This window comes from Pandoraea pnomenusa (assembly GCF_000767615.3).
GTDB classification, from domain to species: Bacteria; Pseudomonadota; Gammaproteobacteria; order Burkholderiales; family Burkholderiaceae; genus Pandoraea; species Pandoraea pnomenusa.
Map to the genome: position 1 here is coordinate 3,227,993 of NZ_CP009553.3, position 20,737 is coordinate 3,248,729.

Here is a 20,737-nt window from a genome sequence, read left to right on the forward strand (position 1 = left end):
GCGCTTGCATGGCGAAGACCGAGCCACGGCGGCTCGCCGCCCCTTGCGCATACGATCGGCGTCGACGTCACTTTTCGCATGAGTCCTCTACGCGAAATGTGCGAATTTTTCACCATATGATATAGAATCGACGCTATACGAAACTCGGCCCTACCCCATGAAAGACGAAAGCAGTCAAGGCACGGAATCACGCACGTCCATCCAGGTGATCGAGCGCATGATGCGTTTGCTCGACGCGCTGGCAGCGCATGCGGACCCGGTCAGTCTCAAGGATCTGGCGCACGCCACCGAACTCCACCCGTCCACCGCACACCGCATCCTGAACGATATGGTGGCTTGCCGTTTCGTGGATCGTTGCGACCCGGGCACGTACCGTCTGGGCATGCGGTTGCTGGAACTCGGCAACCTGGTCAAGGCGCGCCTGTCGGTGCGCGACGCCGCGCTCACGCCGATGCGCAGCCTGCACCGCATTACCGGACAGACGGTGAACCTTTCGGTCCGTCAGGGCGACGAGATCGTCTATATCGAGCGCGCCTACAGCGAGCGCTCGGGCATGCAGGTGGTGCGTGCCATCGGCGGCCACGCGCCGTTGCACCTGACCTCGGTCGGCAAGCTGTTCCTCGCCGCCGACGAAGCGGCTCGCGTGCGGGCCTATGCCACACGCACCGGACTGTCGGGACATACGCGCAACAGCATCACCGATCTGCAGAAGCTCGAGCGCGAACTGACCCACGTTCGCAAATCGGGCTACGCGCGCGATAACGAAGAGCTCGAGCTTGGCGTGCGATGCATTGCTGCGGGAATCTACGACGACAGTGGCAAGCTCGTGGCGGGCCTCTCGCTCTCGGCGCCCGCCGACCGGCTGCAGGACGCCTGGCTGGCCAATCTGAACGAAACCGCGTTGGCGATTTCCACCTCGCTGGGTTTTCACGCCCCGCATCCGGATACCAGCGGCGCGGCAGCACCGCACACCGCCGCGGCGGAATAGCCTGGATCGCCCAGTCGCGCCAGGGCCTCCTCGGCCTTCACGGCCTTCACGACGACCGGAACGGTTTGGAAAAAACAAAAGGCGCTCCCGTGGGAGCGCCTTTTGTTTTGAACCCGAGCGTGGCAGCGGCCACGCCGCGAGCCGCTTACAGCGCGTGCTCGCTGTTGGTCGCGACCTGCGCCGTCGGCGCGGTACCGGCCGTACGCTGCGGCACCGAGCCACCCCCTTCCAGCAGCCACTTGCGGACGCGCGTTGCGTCGGCGAAGCGTGAATACTTGCCGGTCGAATCGAGCAGAATCATGATCACGGGACGGCCATCGACGTTCGCCTGCATCACGAGACATTGTCCGGCTTCGTTGATGTAACCCGTCTTCTGCAGACCGATTTCCCAACCCGGATGTCCGATCAGGTGGTTCGTGCTTACGTAGTGCAATTCACGACGACCGGTATTGACGTCGTAATTGCTGTCCGTCGAGAAACGGCGAATCATCGGGTACTGATACGCGGCCTTGACCATCTTCACGAGATCGCGGGCGCTCGACACGTTCTGGCTCGACAGTCCGGTGGGATCGTTGAAGTGCGTATCGTTCATGCCGAGCGCTTTCGCCTTGCGGTTCATCGCCGCGAGGAACGCCGGACGGCCACCCGGGAAATAGCGCGAGAGCGCCGCTGCCGCACGGTTCTCCGACGACATCAGCGCAATGTGCAGCATGTCCTCGCGCGTTAGACGCGAGCCCACCGACAGACGCGAGCCGGTGCCCTTCTCGTAGTCACGATCCTCGTCCGTCACTTCCATGACGTCCGTCATCGGGATATTGGCGTCGAGCGCGACCATTGCCGTCATCAGCTTGGAAATCGATGCGATCGGCAGCACGGCCTGCGAGTTCTTGTCGAACAGCGACTCGCCGGTGCGCTCGTCGACGACATACGCCACCGACGAACGCAGTGCCAGGGAGTCCGGTGTTTCGTGCAGGCCGAAGGCGCGGCCCGTCGACAAACGCTCCGGCGCCTGCGGTGCAAAACTCACGGTGCGGTACGACGTCACGACACGACGCTTGCCGTTCTTGTAGACGACGCGCTTGACGGCAACTCGCTTGGCCGCGGGTTCGTCGACTTCGACGGCCGCGAGCTTGCGAACCTTGCCACCGGCTTTCGCGTGTTTCGTTTCGCGAGAGACCTTGGTCGCTACAGCGGGTCTGACTTGGGATTTGGCGTTAACGGATTTCGTGGAGGCAACATTCGCGCAGGCACGCTTCTGTGCAGCCGTCTTAGCCGTCTTGGGCGAGCAGGGGCTCGTCTTACCAGCGGCATGAACGACTGCCGGTGCACCGGCGGCGAGCGAAATCGCCACGACGGCAGCACCCCAGAGGCGGGAGCGGCACAGACGCGCAAGGGCGGTGATCGCGTACATAGATTGGGGGTAGCGTAAGGTTGGCAGGCAACGAGTTTGGGAGAAGTTTAGTAACTTCCGAAAAAATAAGCAATATGAATGACTTAGCTGAAATACTTAAACTGGCATCTGGCAGTTTTGTGCAGCGCAACGCGGCGAAATGCACATCCGCCAAATTTTGCCAAATTACGCCAACCTCTCGTGAAACGTCAGTTCAGAAAATGCGCCCATTCTTCAAGGGGCGCGCGCTCGGTGACGAGGCCGTTTTCCACCGCGTTCGGGTCGGCATGGCCCATCGCCATGCCACAGACCACCATGCGGGTCTCGGGCAGACGCAGTTCCGCCGCAATGACCTGATGAAACGTGGCGAAAGCCGCTTGTGGACACGTATCGAGCCCACGCGCGCGCGCCGCGACCATCACGCTCTGCAGGAACATCCCGTAATCCAGCCAGCTTCCCTGCTCCAGATGCCGGTCGATCGTGAAGATCAGTCCGACCGGGGCGTCGAAGAAGGTGAAATTGCGGGCATGTTGTCCGTGCATGCGCGCCTTGTCGGCCCGACCGATGCCCAGCAGTCCGTACAAATCCCATCCCACCTTGCGGCGCCGCGCCTGATAGGGCTCGGTCCACTCGCGCGGGTAGTACGCGTACTCCTCCTGGTGCAACAGCCGCTGCGCCGGATCGTTGAACGCCTCGAGCAAACGCGTCGTGAGCCGCTTCAGCGCTTCACCGGTCAGAACATAGGTCTGCCACGGTTGAATGTTGCTGCCGGATGGCGCCCTCGACGCGACCGACAGAATGTCGGCCACGGTCGACGGCGGCACCGGCTTGGGCAAATAGGCGCGAATCGAACGACGGCTGCGAATCGCCTCGTCGACATATCTCACGCACAGACCCGCATCGTCGTTGACAACTTCGTTCTGCGAACTTTCCCCAGGGCGTGCGCAATCGCCGTCGGCCGTCGCCATCGGACCGGGCGAATCGACGCGATCGGACGGATCGGCCGAACCGGTCGAATCCGTAGGATACGTAGAATCCGTCGAATCGACGTGCGGCATCGACTGTGCCGTGGGGATGTGCGGTGCTTCGTGACTCATGACGATGGACTCGTAACGTTCGGGAAAAGGCGAGCGCCGTGCCGATTACGACACTGCTGCGGCAGGCGCCGTGCGGCGTTCGATCACGAGGGCAACGCCCAGGGCCGCAACGACCATGCCTGCAGCGCTCAGCGGCGAGAGCGTCTCGCCGAACAGCAGCCACGCCATGACGGCAGTGGTCGGAGGTGTCAGGTACATCAGACTGGAAACCTTGGTTGCGGCACCATGCCGGATCAGCACGAACAGCAACGAAATGGCGCCGATCGACAAGGCGAGCACCGACCACGCGAGCGCACCGATCATCTCGGCATTCCAGCGCACCTGCATGGTTTCGAGCGCCCAGGCGGCAGGCAAAGTCACGGCGAAGGCGGCGCCGAACTGCACGATCATGCCCACGCGCAGGTCGAAGTGCGAGCAGAAGCGCTTCTGGTACAACGTGCCCATGGTGATGGCAAACAGGCTCAGCACACACAGCGCGACCGTGCCGGCGCCAACGCCGCGAACACCGACCTTGTTGGCTACCACCAGCCCAACGCCCACGAAGCCGCACAGCAGGCCAAGCCATTGGCGGCGCGATACGGGTTCGCCGACCACACGCGCGAAGAGCGCCGTCAGGAGCGGCTGGATACCCACGACGAGCGCCGCCAGCCCTGCCGGTGCCCCGTGCTTGATCGCAGCCCAGACACCGCCGAGATAGATCGCCTGAATCAGGATGCCGGAGATCGCCAGATGCACGATGAGGGCCCAGTCGATGCGCTGCGCATCGCCGCGTCGCCTTGGCCACGGCGTGCGCGTGAGCAATGCGATCGGCAGCATCACGATCAGCGTGCCGCCAAACCGCAGTGCCAGGAAGGTCAGCGGTTCGGCGTTCGGCATGCCGTACTTCGCGACAATGAAGCCCGTGCTCCAGATCAGCACGAACCACCAAGGCATGGTGGCGCTCCAGAGCGCGCCCGCTCCGGCACGCGGCGCAGCGTATGCGCCTGGCAAATTCGGGGAATGGGAGGATTGCGGGTCGGCCGCGCGTCGATCCGTCATGCGAGCGCAACCGTCTGCGAGGTCGCGCTCGACGAGCCTGCCGCAAGTGCGCTGACTGCACCCAATGCACGACGTGAAGCGCGCTGGAACTGACTGGCGAGTCGAATCGTCGAGAAATGCGCGTCGACGGTCTGGCCAATGTCCCGTCCATATCCCCCTGCCATGGCAATCGCCACCGGCAGCCCCCGCTCGACGCACGCCGTGAGCACCCGCCGGTCGCGTGCGATCAGACCATCGTGCGTGAGCGCGAGCCGTCCGAGCCGGTCGTTCTCCAGCGGATCGGCGCCCGCAAGATAGATCACGAGCGTCGGGGTGAACTGCGCGAACAGGTCCGTCAACGCATGCCCCAGCGCGACGAGGTATTCGTCGTCGCCGCAGCCGTCGGGCAATGCGACATCCATGTCGCCGTGCGCCTTGTGAAACGGATAGTTATGCTCGCCGTGCAGCGACAGCGTGAAGACGCTCGGATCCTGCTCGAAAATCGCCGCGGTGCCATTGCCCTGGTGCACGTCGAGATCGACGATCGCCACGCGCGTGCCTGGGCCGAGCTCGGCCTGCATGGCACGGGCCGCGACCGCGGCATCGTTGAATACACAAAAGCCCTCGCCGTGATCGGAATAGGCGTGATGCGTACCCCCAGCGAGATTGACGGCAACACCGTCGACGAGCGCCGCCCGACACGCCGCCACCGTGGCCCCCGCTGACCGACGCGAACGCTCCACCATCTGTAGCGACCACGGAAACCCGATTTCGCGCTGTTCTTTCGGACTCAGCGCGCCCGAGCTAACGCGGCCAACGTAGTCCGAGGCATGGACGCGGCCGAGCATCGCATCATCGGCCGGCAGGGCCTCGACGAGCATGACCTGGGGCAGCTCTCGCGCCACACGTTCGCGCAGGCGCGCGTACTTCTCCATGGGAAACCGATGCCCGGGAGGCAGCGGCAAGACGAAATGGTCGCTGTAAAACGCTTGCATCGACGCGGATGGCCGGCGGGTGCGGCACGCTAAAAGGCGTTGAACGACGTCGGCAACGGCGAACGGCGCTCGCGGGAGCCCCCATCGGGTGTCCACCGCACGGCAAGCGCCCGTTCCGCCAGTGCCGGAACTCGTCGATAGTACCATCGCCCGGGACGGTGCGCCGGGCGCCACAACGGTGCAAAGCCGCACCAGTCAAGGCGTGCGAGGCGTCTCCCTGCCTTCGCCGCAACGCGAGGTGATATGCGCGCCACGGGATCCCAAGTTGCTGATTTTGTAAGTCTTTGTTGAATTTGTGCGCCGCACAAAAAAGACTTGACAGCCACGGGAAAATCTCTAAACTTGCATTTGTGCGATGCACAAAAAGAGATCGCACCCATTTTGAGAAGGCCCCAACCGTGTTTTCACCGAGATAAGGTGAGAACCATCCAGCGAACACGGAGTGGGTCGATACGTTGTGTATGACACCCTAGGAGAACGCCATGTCGTTTCTGACCCCCGAACAATTCGCTGCCGCGCACAAAGCCAACCTCGAAACCCTGTTTGGCCTGACCAACAAGGCCTTTGAAGGCGTTGAGAAGCTGGTCGAGCTGAACCTGCAAGCCGTCAAGGCATCGCTGGCCGAATCCGCCTCGACCGCACAGAAGGCTTTCGCCGTGAAGGACGCTCAGGAGCTGCTCGCCCTGCAAGCCAATCTCGTTCAGCCGGCGGCCGAAAAGGCGCTCGCGTATGGCCGTCACCTGTATGAAATCGCTTCGTCGACGCAAGCCGAAGTGACCAAGGTGGCGGAAGCCCAACTGGCCGAAGGCTCGCACAACATGCAAGCGCTGTTCGACAATCTGGCCAAGAACGCTCCGGCCGGTTCGGAGTCGGCGGTGGCACTGGCCAAGTCGGCCCTGTCCGCTGCCAACAGCGCGTTCGACAGCGTCCAGAAGGCAACCAAGCAAGCCGTGGAAATCGCCGAAACGAACTTCGCCGCTGCGACCAACGTCGCATCGAAGGCTGCGGCTCAGGCGTCGCGCGCCGCCAGCGCCAAGAAGTAATCTCGGCGAGTCTTTGGCATTGCTTTACGAGGGACGCTTGAAAATTCGTCGCCGCACCCCAAACTGATGTGGCGACACCAGTTGTCTCCTCGGTACCAAGGGTACCTTTCGAACCCGGCACTCGCCGGGTTTTCTTTTTGTGCGGTGCGAATTGTGCGCCACTGCGGAGCATCGACGCCGCACAAAAGAAAACCGCCATTCGGAGTCCGAACGGCGGTTTTTCACTTTGGCGATCGATGCGGCAGGGAGCACCCCTGGCGACCCTGCCGCACCGTGCTACGCCCTATCGCGCCGACGCGGCAAACGTGGCAAACGCGATCAACGTTGCCTCACTTCTTGCGAGCAGGCGGCACATCGGTGCACACCCCTTCATAGATCTCCGCGGCCATGCCGACCGATTCGGCCAGCGTCGGATGCGGATGGATCGTCTTGCCGATGTCGACCGCGTCGGCGCCCATCTCGACCGCCAGGCAAAGCTCGCCGATCAGATCGCCCGCATGGGTGCCGACGATCGCGCCGCCAACGATGCGATGGGTTTCTTCGTCGAACAGCACCTTGGTGAAGCCCTCGTCGCGGCCGTTCGCGATCGCGCGGCCCGACGCCGCCCACGGGAACACGGCCTTGCCGTACTTCACACCTTCGGCTTTCAACTGATCCTCGGTCTTGCCAGCCCAGGCCACTTCCGGATCGGTGTACGCGACCGAGGGAATCTGGATCGCATCGAAGTAAGCCTTCTCACCCGCTGCCGCCTCGGCAGCCACGTGCGCCTCATGCACCGCCTTGTGCGCGAGCATCGGCTGGCCGACGATATCGCCGATGGCGAAAATGTTCGGCACGTTGGTGCGCATTTGCTTGTCGACGGAAATGAACCCGCGATCGCCCACCGCCACGCCCGCCTTCTCCGCGCCGATCTTCTTGCCGTTCGGGCTGCGGCCCACCGCGACGAGCACGAGGTCGTAGCGTTGCGGCTCGGCCGGTGCGGATTCGCCTTCGAATTTCACATAAATGCCGTCGGGCTTGGCTTCGGCACCCACGGTCTTGGTCTTGAGCATGACGCGACCGAAGCGCTTGGCGTTCATTTTCTCCCAGACCTTGACGAGATCGCGGTCCGCGCCCTGCATCAGGCCATCGAGCATTTCGACGACGTCGATTTCGGCACCCAGCGCGCTGTACACCGTCGCCATCTCGAGACCGATGATGCCACCGCCGATCACCAGCATCTTCTTCGGCATCTGGCGCAACTCCAGCGCACCGGTCGAATCGACGATGCGCGGGTCTTCCGGCAGGAACGGCAGCTTGACGGCTTGTGAGCCAGCCGCAATGATCGCCTGCGCGAACTTCACCACGCGCTTGTTGCCCTCGCCGTCCACGACTTCGATGTGATTCGGGTCGAGGAAGGTGCCCACGCCGCGCACGACTTCGACCTTGCGCATCTTGGCCATGCCCGCCAGGCCGCCGGTGAGTTTGCCGACCACGCTTTCCTTGTAGCTGCGCAGCTTGTCGAGGTCGATCTCGGGCTTCGCAAACGAGATACCGTGATGCCCAAGCGATTGCGCCTCTTCAAGCACGGCGGCCGTGTGAAGCAGCGCCTTCGACGGAATACACCCCACGTTCAGACACACGCCGCCGAGCGTCGCGTAGCGCTCGATCAGCACGGTCTTGCGCCCCAGATCGGCACTGCGGAAGGCGGCCGAGTACCCGCCCGGTCCTGCGCCGAGCACGACCACGTCGCACTCGGTGTCGGCGCCACCGGCATGCGTGGCCGCGGCCGGTGCGGGTGCGCTCGATGCGGCTGGCGCTGCCGGCGCTGCCTGGGCCGTTTGCGGCGCGGGCGCAGCGGCGGCCGGCGCAGAGGCCGTTGCGACACCCGCGTCGTCGGCTTCGACGAGCGCGATCAGCGTGCCCTGGCTGGCCTTGTCACCAACCTTGATCTTCACTTCCTTGACGGTGCCCGCCACTTCGGACGGCACTTCCATGGACGCCTTGTCCGATTCCAGCGTGATGAGCGACGCATCCTTGGCGATCTTGTCGCCGGGCTTGATCATCACTTCGATGACATCCACGCCCTCTGCGCCGATATCCGGCACCTTGACTTCAATGAGACTCATGCGGGGTCTCCCTGTCGCATTTATGACTTGATGGTGGTATCGATCGGAAACGCATGCACCTGAAACGGGCCGGCCGAGCTCTTGTCGAACTCGGCCCCCGCCTTCACGCCCGCTTCGGCGATGGCGCTAGCGCTCAGATCCTGGTCGTAGAGGGCGTACATCGCACCGAGCGCGAAGTTGCGCCCCGAGCCGATCCCCCAGAACCGATCGAAAACAAACACTTCCCGATAGGAATAGATCCCGTAGATACCCGTCGGATTCGCGACCACACAAGTGATCTGCGACGATTCGTACGGATCGTCTTCCTCTTCCTTGGTGTTGAGGAAATACTCTTCCTTGAGCTTCTGGTGGACGCGACAGAACGTGCGGAACACTTCGTCACGCGTGTGCAGACGGCACTCATCCGCCATGCCGGAGAGAATGGCGCGCATGACCGGAAAGTGCGCGGTCGTGCCGGCCAGTCCGATATACGAGTCGCCGACGAGAAACACCTTGCGATTCTCTTCGTACGTTTGCGACAGCCGCGTATCGCCGAACGTGACGAGCGAATCGGCGGCAATGGCGATCTCGCCGGCCTTCCTGACGACTACCACGGTGGTCATGCTGCCCCTCCCCCGTCCAGATCCAGAAACTTGTCCGCGCCGCCGCCGGCATTGCGCTCACGCGCGGCCGGCGGCGATTGCCATCACAGCATTGCGCGGCGGAAGTCAGCCAACAGTTGACCCAGGTAGGCATTGAAGCGCGCGGCCTCGGCGCCGTCGATCACGCGGTGATCGTACGACAGCGACAGCGGCAGCGTCAGTTGCGGCACGAACTGCTGCTTGCTTTCGTCCCACACCGGCTTCTGATACGAACGGGACAGGCCGAGAATGGCCACTTCCGGCGCGTTGATGATCGGCGTGAAGGTCGTCCCGCCGATACCGCCCAGCGACGAAATCGAGAAGCATCCGCCCTGCATCTGGTCCGGCTTGAGCTTGCCTTCGCGGGCGAGCTTGGCCAGTTCCGACGTTTCGCGAGCGATCTCGAACACGCCCTTCTTGTCGGCGTCGCGCACGACCGGCACCACGAGGCCGTTCGGGGTGTCAGCGGCGAAGCCGATGTGGAAATACTGCTTGAAGACGAGGTTGTCGCCGTCGAGGCTGGCGTTGAACGTCGGGAACTTCTTCAGGGCCAGCACGCAGGCCTTGATCACGAACGCAAGCATCGTCACCTTGATGCCGGCCTTTTCGTTTTCCTTGTTCAGTTGAACACGGAAGGCCTCGAGCTCGCCAATATCCGCTTCGTCGTTGTTCGTGACGTGCGGAATCATGACCCAGTTGCGGTGCAGATTGGCGCCGGAAATCTTCTTGATGCGCGAGATTGCCTTGGGCTCGACCGGGCCGAACTTGGAGAAGTCGACCTTCGGCCACGGCAGCAGATTCAGTTCGCCACCACCGGCCGGGGTCCCAACCGCCGCAGCCGGACGATTGCCGGCAAGCGCTGCCTTCACGAAGTTGCGAACGTCGTCGATGACGATACGTCCCTTCGGACCGGTGCCCTTCACTTGCGTAACATCCACGCCCAGTTCGCGGGCGAATTTGCGCACCGACGGGCTGGCATGGCTGATCGGTTGACCGCTCTGGGCCACGGCGGGCGCAACAGGTGCGGCGGCAGCGGGGGCCTGCTGGGGCGCCGGCGCGGGCGCCTGTGCTGCGGGCGCCTGTGCTGCGGGCGCCTGTGCTGCGGGCGCCTGCACTGCGGGAGCCGGCGCGGGTGCAGGTGCAGCGGCCTTGGCCGGGGCAGCAGCGCCTTCGAGCACGACGATCGACGTGCCTTCCGAAACCTTGTCGCCCACCTTGACCTTCACTTCCTTGACAACGCCAGCCGCCGGGCTCGGTACGTCCATCGACGCCTTGTCCGACTCCAGCGTGATCAGCGATTGCTCGGCCGTCACGGTGTCGCCCACCTTGACGAGCAATTCGATCACGGGCACGTCGTCGTAGCCGCCGATATCCGGCACCTTCACATCGATCGTGCTTGTGCCCCCGGCGACCGGTGCGGAGGCCGGGGCCGGGGCCGCGGCGGGTGCAGACGGCGCGGCGGCCGTCGTCGCAGGCGCCTGAGGCGCTGCAGCCGGTGCGGGCGCCGCGGCACCGTTGGCTTGCGCACCCGAGCCGTTTGCGGTCTCGAGCGTCAGAATGAGGGAACCCTCGGATACCTCATCGCCGACTTTCAGGCTCATCGCCTTGATGACACCGGCGGCCGGACTCGGCACATCCATCGTGGCCTTGTCCGATTCCAGGGTGATCAGGGCCTGCTCGGCATCGATCTTGTCGCCCGCCTTGACCAGCACGTCGATGACGGGCAAGTCCTTGAAGTCACCGATATCCGGGACTTTCACTTCGATCACTTGACTCATTTTCCACAGTCTCCTCGAGGCTGCGCTTGGCACACAGCGCGCGAGCGCCGGCCGCTGGGGGGCGGCCGGTGCGCATGCACACCGTGCGAAGCGGCCTTTAGACGGTCATCGGGTTGGGTTTGTTCGGATCCAGGTTGTACTTGGCAATCGCTTCGGCGACCTTGCTCGCCGGCAGCGTGCCTTCGTCGGCCAGTGCCTTGAGGGCAGCGACCGTGACCCAGTTACGATCCACCTCGAAGAAGTGACGCAGCTTCTCGCGCGTGTCCGAGCGGCCGTAACCGTCGGTACCGAGCACCACATAGCGCCCGCGTACGAACGGACGGATCTGATCGGCGTACGTACGGATATAGTCGGTCGATGCGATGACCGGACCACGCGTGTCATTCAGGCACTTCTCGACATGCGACAGACGCGCCGTCTCGGTCGGGTGCAGGAGGTTGTAACGTGCCACGTCGTTGCCTTCGCGGGCCAGTTCGGTGAAGCTCGGGCAGCTCCACAGATCCGATTCGACACCCCAGTCGTTCCTGAGCATCTCGGCGGCGGCAATGACCTCATTGAAGATCGTGCCCGACCCCAGCAGTTGCACCCGCGGCGCCTTGCCGTTGTCCGCGCCACGGCGGAACGCGTACATACCCTTGAGGATGTCCTTTTCCACGCCTTCCGGCATGGCCGGATGCGGGTAGTTCTCGTTCATCACGGTCAGGTAGTAATACACGTCTTCCTGATCCTGCACCATGCGGCGCAGACCGTCCTGAACGATCACGGCGAGTTCGTAGGCGAACGTCGGATCGTACGGCAGGCAGTTCGGAATCGACGACGCCCACAGCAGCGAGTGACCGTCTTCGTGCTGGAGACCTTCGCCGTTGAGCGTCGTGCGACCAGCCGTGCCGCCAACCAGGAAGCCGCGTGCACGCATGTCGCCCGCTGCCCAGGCCAGATCGCCGATGCGCTGGAAGCCGAACATCGAGTAGAAGATGTAGAACGGGATCATCGTCTCGCCATGCGTCGAGTACGACGTCGCAGCGGCGATCCAGTCGCACATGCCGCCCGCTTCGTTGATGCCTTCCTGGAGAATCTGACCGCTTTCCGATTCCTTGTAGAACATGAGCTGGTCGTGATCCTGCGGAATGTAGCGCTGACCAGCCTGGCTCCAGATGCCGATCTGGCGGAACAGACCTTCCATCCCGAAGGTGCGCGACTCGTCCGGCACGATCGGTACGATGCGCTGGCCGAGCGCCTTGTCCTTGAGCAGCACGTTGAGAATACGCACGAACGCCATCGTCGTCGAAATCTCACGGCCTTCTGCCGTCGCCTTGAGCAGCGCGTCGAACGCTGCCAGCGCGGGCACCGGCAACGAAGCCGCCTTGGTACGGCGCTGCGGCAGGTAGCCGCCCAGTTCCATGCGGCGAGCGCGCATGTACTCGAGTTCCTTCGAGCCTTCCTCGAACTTCAGGTAGGGCACTTCAGCGATCTGATCGTCCGGAATCGGGAGCTTGAACTGATCGCGGAACTTCTTGAGCGACTCCACCGGCATCTTCTTCTGCTGGTGGGTGATGTTCATGGCCTGACCGGCCTCGCCCATGCCATAACCCTTGATCGTCTTGGCCAGGATGACGGTCGGTTGCCCCTTGTGCTGCGTGGCGGCCTGGTACGCGGCGTAGATCTTGTGCGGATCGTGACCGCCGCGGTTGAGCGCCCAGATGTCCTCGTCGGAATAATCGGCGACCATCGCCTTGAGTTCCGGCGTGTTGAAGAAATGCTCGCGCACGTAGGCGCCGTCCTTCGACTTGTAGGTCTGATACTCGCCGTCCACGCACTCCATCATGCGCTTCATCAGCAGGCCGTTCTTGTCGCGAGCCAGCAGCGGATCCCAGCGGCTACCCCAGATCACCTTGATGACGTTCCAGCCTGCGCCGCGGAACTCCGACTCGAGTTCCTGGATGATCTTGCCGTTGCCGCGCACCGGACCATCCAGGCGCTGCAGGTTGCAGTTGATCACGAAAACGAGGTTGTCGAGCTGCTCGCGGCCGGCCATGCCGATGGCGCCCAGCGATTCCGGCTCGTCCGTCTCTCCATCGCCGAGGAAGGCCCAGACCTTACGGCCCTCGGTCTTCACGATATTGCGCGACTCCAGGTACTTCATGAAGCGTGCCTGGTAGATCGCCATGATCGGGCCGAGGCCCATCGACACGGTCGGGAACTGCCAGAAATCCGGCATCAGCCAGGGGTGCGGATACGACGACAGACCGCCGCCATCGACTTCCTGGCGGAAATTGTCGAGCTGCGGCATGTCGAGTCGGCCCAGCAGGAAAGCCCGGCTGTACACGCCCGGCGACGAGTGGCCCTGCACGAAAACCAGGTCACCGCCATGCTTGTCGGAAGGTGCATGCCAGAAGTGGTTGAAACCGACGTCGTACAGCGTGGCGGCCGAGGCGAACGATGCGATGTGGCCGCCCACGTTCGTGTCCTTGCCGGCGCGCAGCACCATCGCGATCGCGTTCCAGCGGGTGTACGAGCGGATCTTGTGCTCGACGTCCTGATCGCCAGGAATGCGGGCCTGCTGATCGACCGGGATGGTATTGATATAGGGGGTGTTGGCCGAGAACGGGTGGTGCTCGCCGTTGATGCGGGCGAATTCGATCAGCTTCTCGAGCAGGTAGTGGGCGCGCCCAGGTCCTTCGGCCGCCAGCACGCCTTCGAGCGATGCCAGCCATTCTTGCGTTTCTTGGGGATCGGCGTCCGCAGGGGATACGATCTTCAGGGCTTCTTCAGGTACGGCGGACATGGCGTCTCCTTGTCTGTCGTTAGCGGGTTGGCGTAATGGTCGATACCCGCTTCATGGACGGGCCCACCGGCATTTTTACCGGGGCATTGTACGAAGGATATTCCCGCATTCGCAAGCGAAATTTCAGATTACGATAGTAAATTTCATGATGCGGAATTCTGTTGCAGTGCACATAAAATCAAGGGGTTGCTGACGACATCACACCACGAATCGAGCGCGTACCGATCGGTCTCAACTGCACTTTGAGGTGCCGTCTTACCAAAAGGATCGGACGCATCCGAAAAGCAGGACCCTACGTGTTGCGGCAGCGGGAAACGGGGCGCGCCTGCGCTACAATCTCGCCATGCTTTCGCCACGCCTTGCCAACTCCGCCCCACCGTCCCGGTCCGCCGCTACGCCTGCCCGCTCCAACCGATGGTTGCAGGGGTTCGCGGAGTCGCATTACTACTTGCTCGTCCCGCTCGTCTCCATTGTGATCTTCCTCGTGGTGATGAGTTTGATCCTGTGGAGCCTGAACCGCAGGGAGACGGAGCAGCAGCAGGACACGCTTTACCGCAACGTGGCGTGGGCGCAGCAGCAGATTCGCCTGAACATGCTGGCCATTCAGGACCAGATCAGTTCCCTCGCGCGGGACACGGCCGCCAAGCCCCAGGACATCACGCACTTCCAGAACACCGCGAGCGAGCTGATGCAGAATCATGCGGACATCGTCTTCATGAACTGGCTCGACGCGTCGCAACGTCCGCGGTGGGCCGTCCCCGCCGATTCACCGTTTGCCTCGCGCCTGCAAGGCTCGGCGCAGCATCCGATGGAGGACGAACTGTTGGTGGCGTTTCGCGCCGCCCGGGATTCGCGGCGATCGGCGTACTCCACGCTGATCTACGACGCGTCCGGCGCCAGCTACATCGTCGTGCAGGTGCCGGTGCTGCGCGAGCGCGAGTTTCTCGGCACGATCAGCGCAGTGTATTCCGTCGAGGGGCTGCTCATCCATGAGCTGCCTCAGGAGCTCGGCGACAAGTTCAAGGTGTCGTTCATCGACACGCACAACAACGAGTTGGCCACGACCTCCACACGTCCGCCGTTGCCGCGCGACGTCTCGTACGAGTTGCTGCTCGATCCGCCGGGTCACAGTCTGGCGGTGCGTATCTACTCGTATCCGGCCGTCGGGAATTTCGTCAACAACACACTCGTCTGGCTGATCGCGGGACTGTCGTGTTTCGTCCTGTGGAGCTTGTGGAGCCTGTGGCGTCACACGCGGCAACGCTTCGAAGCCCAGCAGGCGCTGTTCAACGAAACGTCGTTCCGGCGTGCCATGGAGAACTCGATCGTCATCGGCATGCGCGTGCTGGACCTGCAGGGCCACATCACGTACGTGAATCCCGCGTTCTGCCGCATGACCGGCTGGGACGAGCCCGATCTCATGAATCGCGCGCCGCCCTACCCCTACTGGCCGAAGGACGACATTCACGAAATGCAGCGCCGCATCGACATGACACTGCGCGGCAAGGCCCCGTCGCACGGATTCGAGATTCGCGTGCAGCGCAAGGACGGCACCATCTTCTACGCGCGCATGTTCGTCTCGCCCCTCGTGGATGCACACGGCCGCCAGACCGGCTGGATGTCGTCGCTGACCGACATCAGTGAGCCCAAACGCGCGCGCGAGGAACTGGCGGCGGCGCACGAGCGTTTCACGACCGTGCTCGAAAGCCTCGACGCGTCGGTGTCGGTACTGGCCGTCGACAAGGCCGAATTGCTGTTCGCGAACCGTTACTATCGACAACTGTTCGGTACGCGTCCCGAAGGTCACCTCGAACTATCGGGCGGCGGAGAACTGTCCCCGACGTCGCTCGATCATATCGACATGGTCGATGCGTTTGCGGGGCTGCCGGCGGCATCGCTGACCGACACGGCAGCGGAAACGCAGGAAATCTACCTGCCAACGCACCAGAAATGGTTCGAAGTCCGACGTCAGTACATTCAGTGGGTGGATGGTCATTTGGCGCAATTGCAGGTGGCGACCGACATTACGGCGCGTCGGCACGCGGAAGAACTGGCCCGCCAGGAAGAAGAACGCCTGCAATTCACCGGGCGCCTGACGACCATGGGTGAAATGGCGTCGTCGCTGGCTCACGAACTGAACCAGCCGTTGGCGGCCATCAACAACTACTGCATGGGCACGGCCGCACTGGTCCGTGCCGGGCGTACGTCCCCCGAGACCTTGCTGCCCGCGCTGGAAAAGACATCCCAGCAGGCCGTTCGCGCGGGCATGATCATCAAACGGATTCGCGCGTTCGTGAAACGTAGTGAACCGAAGCGTCAACCGTCATCGATTTATGAGATCGTGGCGGATGCCGTGGGCCTCGCCGAGATCGAAGCGCGCAAGCGGCGCATTCGCATCGTGACCGAGCTGCCCGCGGGACTACCGCAGATTTACGTCGATCCGGTGCTCATCGAGCAGGTGTTGGTGAACCTGCTCAAGAACGCCGCGGAAGCCATGCACGGCTACACGCCGCCGCCTGGTCAGCGACGCGATCCGACGGTACGTCTGCATGTGGAACGGCGAGACAAATCGGTCGAATTCCAGGTATCCGATCATGGACCTGGCGTCGACGAGGCGACCATCGAACGACTGTTTGAACCGTTCTTTAGCACCAAGTCGGACGGCATGGGCATGGGCCTGAACATTTGCCGCTCCATCATCGAATCGCATCACGGCCGTCTGTGGGTCGAAAACAATGAAATCGACGGCGTGCGGAATGGTTGTACTTTTTGTATTCTGTTACCGTTAGAAGGCGATACGACATCCGGATCCGGGGGAGGACTATGACGACACCCAACACCAATATCGATCAAGAAACTGTCTTCGTTGTCGATGACGACGAAGCTGTCCGCGACTCGCTTCGCTGGCTTCTCGAGGCCAATGGCTATCACGTGCGTACTTTTTCGAACGCCGAAGATTTCCTTTTGCACTACAACGAACATCAGATCGGCTGCCTGATTCTGGATGTCCGCATGCCCGGCATGACCGGCCCCGAACTTCAGGACCAACTGCTTGGCAAGAAAGTCAATATTCCGATCATTTTCGTGACCGGGCACGGCGACGTGCCGATGGCCGTCGAGACGATGAAAAAAGGCGCGATGGATTTCATCGAAAAGCCGTTCGACGAAGCGGACCTCCGGGCACAGGTCGAGAAGATGCTGTCGAAAGCGCGTGCCGAAGCGAGCAGCCAGCGCGAACAACAGGCAGCGGAAGAGTTGCTCTCCAAGCTCACCAGTCGCGAGCACCAGGTGCTCGAGCGCATCATCGCCGGTCGCCTGAACAAGCAAATTGCCGACGATCTGGGCATCAGCATCAAAACGGTCGAAGCGCACCGCGCGAACATCATGGAGAAGCTCAACGTCAACACCGTTGCCGATCTGCTTCGCCTCGCGCTCTCGAAGCGCTCCAGCAGCGCACCTCGCCCCTGAGCGAACCGCCGCGAGCCGTGTGAAGGACGCCTCGTCACTCCCCCTTTGACGAGGCGTCAAAGCGCAGGCGCCCGCGCTTGTACGCCCTCTCCCGTCCGTCCAGACGCGTCGGTATAATACGGTCTTTGCGCTCGTCATCCGCCTGACACGCGCCGCCGTATCCGGCCCCTTGGGCCAGCCCCCTTCCTTCATTGAATACCCACGCATCATGACCGCCACCCTCATCGACGGCAACGCCCTCGCCAAACGTATTCGCGCCGAAGTCGCCACGCGCGCCGCCGCCCTCACCGCCCGCGGCCACCAGCCCGGCCTGGCCGTGGTGCTCGTCGGCGACGACCCCGCCAGCCAGGTCTACGTGCGCAACAAGGTCAAGGCGTGCGAGGACAACGGTTTGTATTCGTCCCTCGACCGCTATCCGGCGGATCTGACGGAAACCGCCCTGCTCGCCCGAATCGATGAGCTCAATCGCGACCCGAAGATCAATGGCATTCTGGTGCAACTGCCACTGCCGAAGCATATCGACAGCCACAAGGTGCTCGAAGCCATCGCGCCGGAAAAGGACGTCGACGGCTTCCACGTCTCAAACGCCGGCGCACTCATGACCGGCGCGCCGCTGTTCCGCCCGTGTACGCCCTACGGCTGCATGAAAATGCTCGAGTCCGTCGAATTCCCGCTGCGCGGCGCGGTGGCCGTCGTGATCGGCGCGTCGAACATTGTCGGCAAGCCCATGGCCATGATGCTGCTGCAAGCGGGCGCCACCGTCACCATCTGCAACAGCAAGACCCGTGACCTGGCCGCGCACACCCGTAACGCCGACGTGATCGTCGCCGCCGTGGGCAAGCGAAACATCGTGACGGCCGACATGGTCAAGCCGGGCGCCGCGGTCATCGACGTCGGCATGAACCGTGACGACGAAGGCAAGCTTTGCGGCGACGTCGATTTCAATGGTGTCAAGGACGTGGCGGGCTACATCACGCCAGTGCCGGGCGGCGTTGGCCCCATGACGATCACCATGCTGCTCGTCAACACGATCGAGGCCGCCGAGCGCGCACTGGGCGCCTGATCGCCCACCCGCCTCGGCCGCCCCTCGCAAGGGTGCATGCGGACAACCGCATGCACCCTTGTTGTTTCTGGACGCGCGCCATCGGACGGCCATTCGGGACCGCCCCACCCAATCGGCGCGGTTGAAAAAAACGACTGGAAAATTCGACGGGATGCCCCCACACTCTTCGTAAGCCCTTTCCAGTGGACCATGAACGCATGAATACGCCGCAAACCAATCCCCTGCTCGACATCGAAGGCCTGCCCCGTTTCGCCGAAATTCGCCCTGAGCACGTGACGCCGGCCGTCGACGTGCTGCTGGAGCAGGCGCGCGCGGCGGTCGAGCGCGCAGCGGACCCCGCAACGCCGGCGACCTGGGCCAACATTCTCGACGCCGTGGAAGACGGCACGGAAGGCCTTGGCCGTGCCTGGGAGATCGTCGGGCACCTGAACGCCGTTGCGGATACCCCCGAACTGCGCGCCGCCTACAGTGAAAACTTGCCGCGCGTTACCGAATTCTCGGCCAGCGTCGGCCAGAATCTGGCGTTGTTCGAAAAGTACAAGGCGATCGCCGCCGGCTCGGAATTCGACGGCCTGTCCGCAGCCCGCAAAAAGATCCTCGAAAACGAAATGCGCGGCTTTCGTTTGGGCGGTGCCGAACTGCCCGAAGACCAAAAGCCTCGATTCGCCGAGATTCAGGAAGCGCAGGCGCGACTGGCCAAGACCTTCTCGGATCACGTGCTCGACGCCACGAACAAGTTTTCGCTGATCGTCACCGACGAGCAGGAAATCGCTGGCCTGCCCGACGACGACAAGGCCGCCGCCCGTGCCGCCGCAGAGCGCGACGGCGCACAGGGCTGGAAGTTCACGCTGCACTTCCCGTCTTATTTCCCGGTGTTGCAGTACGCCGAAAATCGCGCGTTGCGCGAGAAGCTGTATCGCGCAAACGTCACGCGCGCCTCGGAGCTGGGACCGAAGTTCGGTGACGGCGAAGCCGACTGGGACAACACGGAAATCGTCGTCGAACAGCTGGCATTGCGTCGCGAAGAAGCCCATATGCTCGGCTTCAAGAACTATGCGGAGGTGTCGCTCGAACCCAAGATGGCGGAATCGCCGGCACAAGTGCTCGAGTTCCTCGAAGACCTCGCCCGTCGTGCCCGCCCCTACGCCGAACAGGATTGGGCGGAACTTCAGGCATTTGCCGCGACATCGCTCGGCATCGACAAGCTCGAACCCTGGGACACGGCCTATGCCTCTGAGAAGTTGCGTCAACAGCGCTACGCATTCTCGGAAACCGAAGTTCGCCAATATTTCCCCTTGCCCAAGGTGCTCGACGGCCTGTTCCGCGTGGCCGGCACGCTGTTCGGCGTGACGATCCGTCCGCAGGATGCCGAGACGTGGCACCCGGACGTGCGCTTTTTCCGTATCGAGCGCGACGGTGAACTGGTGGCCCAGTTCTACATGGATCTGTTCGCACGCGAAGGCAAGCGCGGCGGCGCCTGGATGGACAGCGCCCGTACGCGCAAGCGCCTGCACGACGGTGCGCTTCAAACCCCGGTCGCGTACCTGGTTTGCAACTTCCCCGCGCCGGTTGGCGAGAAGCCAGCCCTGTTGCCGCATGACGACGTGATCACACTGTTCCACGAGTTCGGCCACGGGCTGCACCATATGCTCACGCAGGTGGAAGACGCCGGCGTCGCGGGCATCAACGGCGTGGAATGGGATGCCGTCGAGCTGCCGTCGCAGTTCATGGAGAATTTCTGCTGGGAATGGGATGTGCTGGAGCACATGACGGCGCACGTCGACACGGGTGCCCCATTGCCGCGCGCATTGTTCGACAAGATGGTCGCCGCACGCAACTTCCAGAGCGGCCTGATGATGCTGCGTCAGCTGGTTTTCTCCGACTTCGACATGCATCTGCATTACGACTTCGACCCGCATGGCAAGGAGTCGGTGCTGGCGCTGTCCAAGCGCATCAACGATCGTCTGCACGTCACGCCCCAAGCGGAGTTCTCGCGCTGGCCGAACACGTTCAGCCACATCTTCGCCGGCGGATATGCCGCGGGGTACTACAGCTACAAGTGGGCCGAGGTGCTGTCGGCGGACGTGTATGCCGCGTTCGAGGAAGCCGCCAAAGTGAGTGGCACCGTTCTCGATACGACCACGGGTGCACGGTACCGCGATGAAATTCTTGCCGTGGGCGGCAGCCGCGAAGCGATGGAATCGTTCATCGCATTCCGTGGCCGAGCCCCGCAGGTGGACGCGCTGCTGCGCCACAGCGGGATGTCGGCAAACTGACGGACCTGCTCCGGGCGTGCGGGGGTAGACGCCGCGGTAAGGAAGACGGGCGCTTTCGAGCGCCCGTTTTTGTTTCGTCGGCCTTTCGCAAGGCACCAGCCGTCCAACG

14 protein-coding genes are annotated in these 20,737 nt (G+C 63.1%); 6 read left to right on the forward strand and 8 right to left on the reverse strand.

Features of this window, described 5'->3' with window-relative positions; translation table 11 throughout:
- Positions 1–157: 157 nt before the first annotated feature.
- On the forward strand, positions 158–988 hold the full coding sequence (locus LV28_RS38470) for an IclR family transcriptional regulator (RefSeq protein WP_025249318.1): 831 nt from the start codon (positions 158–160) through the stop codon (positions 986–988).
- A gap of 145 nt (positions 989–1,133) precedes the next feature.
- On the opposite strand, the gene pbpG is transcribed toward LV28_RS38470, so the two are convergent.
- The 4 genes from pbpG to LV28_RS38490 all read right to left on the reverse strand — a co-directional run bounded on the left by pbpG (position 1,134) and on the right by LV28_RS38490 (position 5,487).
- Positions 1,134–2,399, reverse strand: coding sequence for a D-alanyl-D-alanine endopeptidase (gene pbpG, locus LV28_RS38475; protein WP_038620782.1), 1,266 nt, complete (start codon positions 2,397–2,399; stop codon positions 1,134–1,136).
- A gap of 188 nt (positions 2,400–2,587) precedes the next feature.
- On the reverse strand, positions 2,588–3,346 hold the full coding sequence (locus LV28_RS38480; protein WP_081327010.1) for a nitroreductase: 759 nt from the start codon (positions 3,344–3,346) through the stop codon (positions 2,588–2,590).
- Between the two features lie 174 nt (positions 3,347–3,520).
- Complete coding sequence (locus tag LV28_RS38485; RefSeq protein WP_224785335.1) at positions 3,521–4,408, reverse strand: DMT family transporter; 888 nt, start codon at positions 4,406–4,408, stop codon at positions 3,521–3,523.
- A gap of 101 nt (positions 4,409–4,509) precedes the next feature.
- Positions 4,510–5,487, reverse strand: a complete 978-nt coding sequence (locus LV28_RS38490; RefSeq protein WP_023873950.1) for a histone deacetylase family protein — start codon at positions 5,485–5,487, stop codon at positions 4,510–4,512.
- Positions 5,488–5,969: 482 nt separating this feature from the next.
- Here LV28_RS38490 and LV28_RS38495 point away from each other — a divergent pair, with 482 nt between their 5' ends.
- Positions 5,970–6,530, forward strand: a complete 561-nt coding sequence (locus LV28_RS38495) for a phasin family protein (RefSeq protein ID WP_024788403.1) — start codon at positions 5,970–5,972, stop codon at positions 6,528–6,530.
- A 329-nt stretch (positions 6,531–6,859) separates the two neighbouring features.
- Here LV28_RS38495 and lpdA read toward each other — a convergent pair whose 3' ends face one another.
- The 4 genes from lpdA to aceE all read right to left on the reverse strand — a co-directional run bounded on the left by lpdA (position 6,860) and on the right by aceE (position 13,821).
- Positions 6,860–8,638: a dihydrolipoyl dehydrogenase gene (lpdA, locus tag LV28_RS38500; RefSeq protein ID WP_038620779.1), complete on the reverse strand. Its 1,779-nt coding sequence runs from the start codon at positions 8,636–8,638 to the stop codon at positions 6,860–6,862.
- A 20-nt stretch (positions 8,639–8,658) separates the two neighbouring features.
- A complete protein-coding gene (locus tag LV28_RS38505; RefSeq protein WP_023596503.1) occupies positions 8,659–9,240 on the reverse strand; it encodes an Ntn hydrolase family protein in 582 nt (193 codons plus the stop codon).
- Between the two features lie 83 nt (positions 9,241–9,323).
- Positions 9,324–11,036, reverse strand: a complete 1,713-nt coding sequence (gene aceF, locus LV28_RS38510; RefSeq protein ID WP_038620776.1) for a dihydrolipoyllysine-residue acetyltransferase — start codon at positions 11,034–11,036, stop codon at positions 9,324–9,326.
- A gap of 97 nt (positions 11,037–11,133) precedes the next feature.
- On the reverse strand, positions 11,134–13,821 hold the full coding sequence (aceE, locus tag LV28_RS38515; RefSeq protein ID WP_023596505.1) for a pyruvate dehydrogenase (acetyl-transferring), homodimeric type: 2,688 nt from the start codon (positions 13,819–13,821) through the stop codon (positions 11,134–11,136).
- Between the two features lie 343 nt (positions 13,822–14,164).
- Between aceE and LV28_RS38520 the strand changes: the two genes are divergently transcribed.
- From LV28_RS38520 to LV28_RS38535, 4 genes are all read left to right on the forward strand, one after another.
- Positions 14,165–16,648: a PAS domain-containing sensor histidine kinase gene (locus LV28_RS38520; protein WP_023873947.1), complete on the forward strand. Its 2,484-nt coding sequence runs from the start codon at positions 14,165–14,167 to the stop codon at positions 16,646–16,648.
- Positions 16,645–17,289, forward strand: a complete 645-nt coding sequence (locus tag LV28_RS38525) for a response regulator transcription factor (protein WP_023596507.1) — start codon at positions 16,645–16,647, stop codon at positions 17,287–17,289. The genes LV28_RS38520 and LV28_RS38525 overlap by 4 nt, the downstream gene beginning before the upstream one ends.
- 208 nt (positions 17,290–17,497) lie before the next feature.
- Entirely contained in the window at positions 17,498–18,352 is an 855-nt protein-coding gene (gene folD, locus LV28_RS38530) for a bifunctional methylenetetrahydrofolate dehydrogenase/methenyltetrahydrofolate cyclohydrolase FolD (protein WP_023596508.1), read from the forward strand.
- A gap of 197 nt (positions 18,353–18,549) precedes the next feature.
- The gene (locus LV28_RS38535) at positions 18,550–20,628 is read left to right on the forward strand and encodes a M3 family metallopeptidase (protein ID WP_023596509.1); all 2,079 of its coding nucleotides are present in this window, start codon (positions 18,550–18,552) and stop codon (positions 20,626–20,628) included.
- Positions 20,629–20,737 lie beyond the last annotated feature (109 nt).

What these genes read in the sequence shown, in the direction of transcription:
- LV28_RS38470 (WP_025249318.1), top strand. Translation starts at nt 158, where the DNA reads ATGAAAGACGAAAGCAGTCAAGGCACGGAATCACGCACGTCCATCCAG.
- pbpG (WP_038620782.1), bottom strand. Translation starts at nt 2,399, where the DNA reads ATGTACGCGATCACCGCCCTTGCGCGTCTGTGCCGCTCCCGCCTCTGG.
- LV28_RS38480 (WP_081327010.1), bottom strand. Translation starts at nt 3,346, where the DNA reads ATGGCGACGGCCGACGGCGATTGCGCACGCCCTGGGGAAAGTTCGCAG.
- LV28_RS38485 (WP_224785335.1), bottom strand. Translation starts at nt 4,408, where the DNA reads ATGCCTTGGTGGTTCGTGCTGATCTGGAGCACGGGCTTCATTGTCGCG.
- LV28_RS38490 (WP_023873950.1), bottom strand. Translation starts at nt 5,487, where the DNA reads ATGCAAGCGTTTTACAGCGACCATTTCGTCTTGCCGCTGCCTCCCGGG.
- LV28_RS38495 (WP_024788403.1), top strand. Translation starts at nt 5,970, where the DNA reads ATGTCGTTTCTGACCCCCGAACAATTCGCTGCCGCGCACAAAGCCAAC.
- lpdA (WP_038620779.1), bottom strand. Translation starts at nt 8,638, where the DNA reads ATGAGTCTCATTGAAGTCAAGGTGCCGGATATCGGCGCAGAGGGCGTG.
- LV28_RS38505 (WP_023596503.1), bottom strand. Translation starts at nt 9,240, where the DNA reads ATGACCACCGTGGTAGTCGTCAGGAAGGCCGGCGAGATCGCCATTGCC.
- aceF (WP_038620776.1), bottom strand. Translation starts at nt 11,036, where the DNA reads ATGAGTCAAGTGATCGAAGTGAAAGTCCCGGATATCGGTGACTTCAAG.
- aceE (WP_023596505.1), bottom strand. Translation starts at nt 13,821, where the DNA reads ATGTCCGCCGTACCTGAAGAAGCCCTGAAGATCGTATCCCCTGCGGAC.
- LV28_RS38520 (WP_023873947.1), top strand. Translation starts at nt 14,165, where the DNA reads ATGCTTTCGCCACGCCTTGCCAACTCCGCCCCACCGTCCCGGTCCGCC.
- LV28_RS38525 (WP_023596507.1), top strand. Translation starts at nt 16,645, where the DNA reads ATGACGACACCCAACACCAATATCGATCAAGAAACTGTCTTCGTTGTC.
- folD (WP_023596508.1), top strand. Translation starts at nt 17,498, where the DNA reads ATGACCGCCACCCTCATCGACGGCAACGCCCTCGCCAAACGTATTCGC.
- LV28_RS38535 (WP_023596509.1), top strand. Translation starts at nt 18,550, where the DNA reads ATGAATACGCCGCAAACCAATCCCCTGCTCGACATCGAAGGCCTGCCC.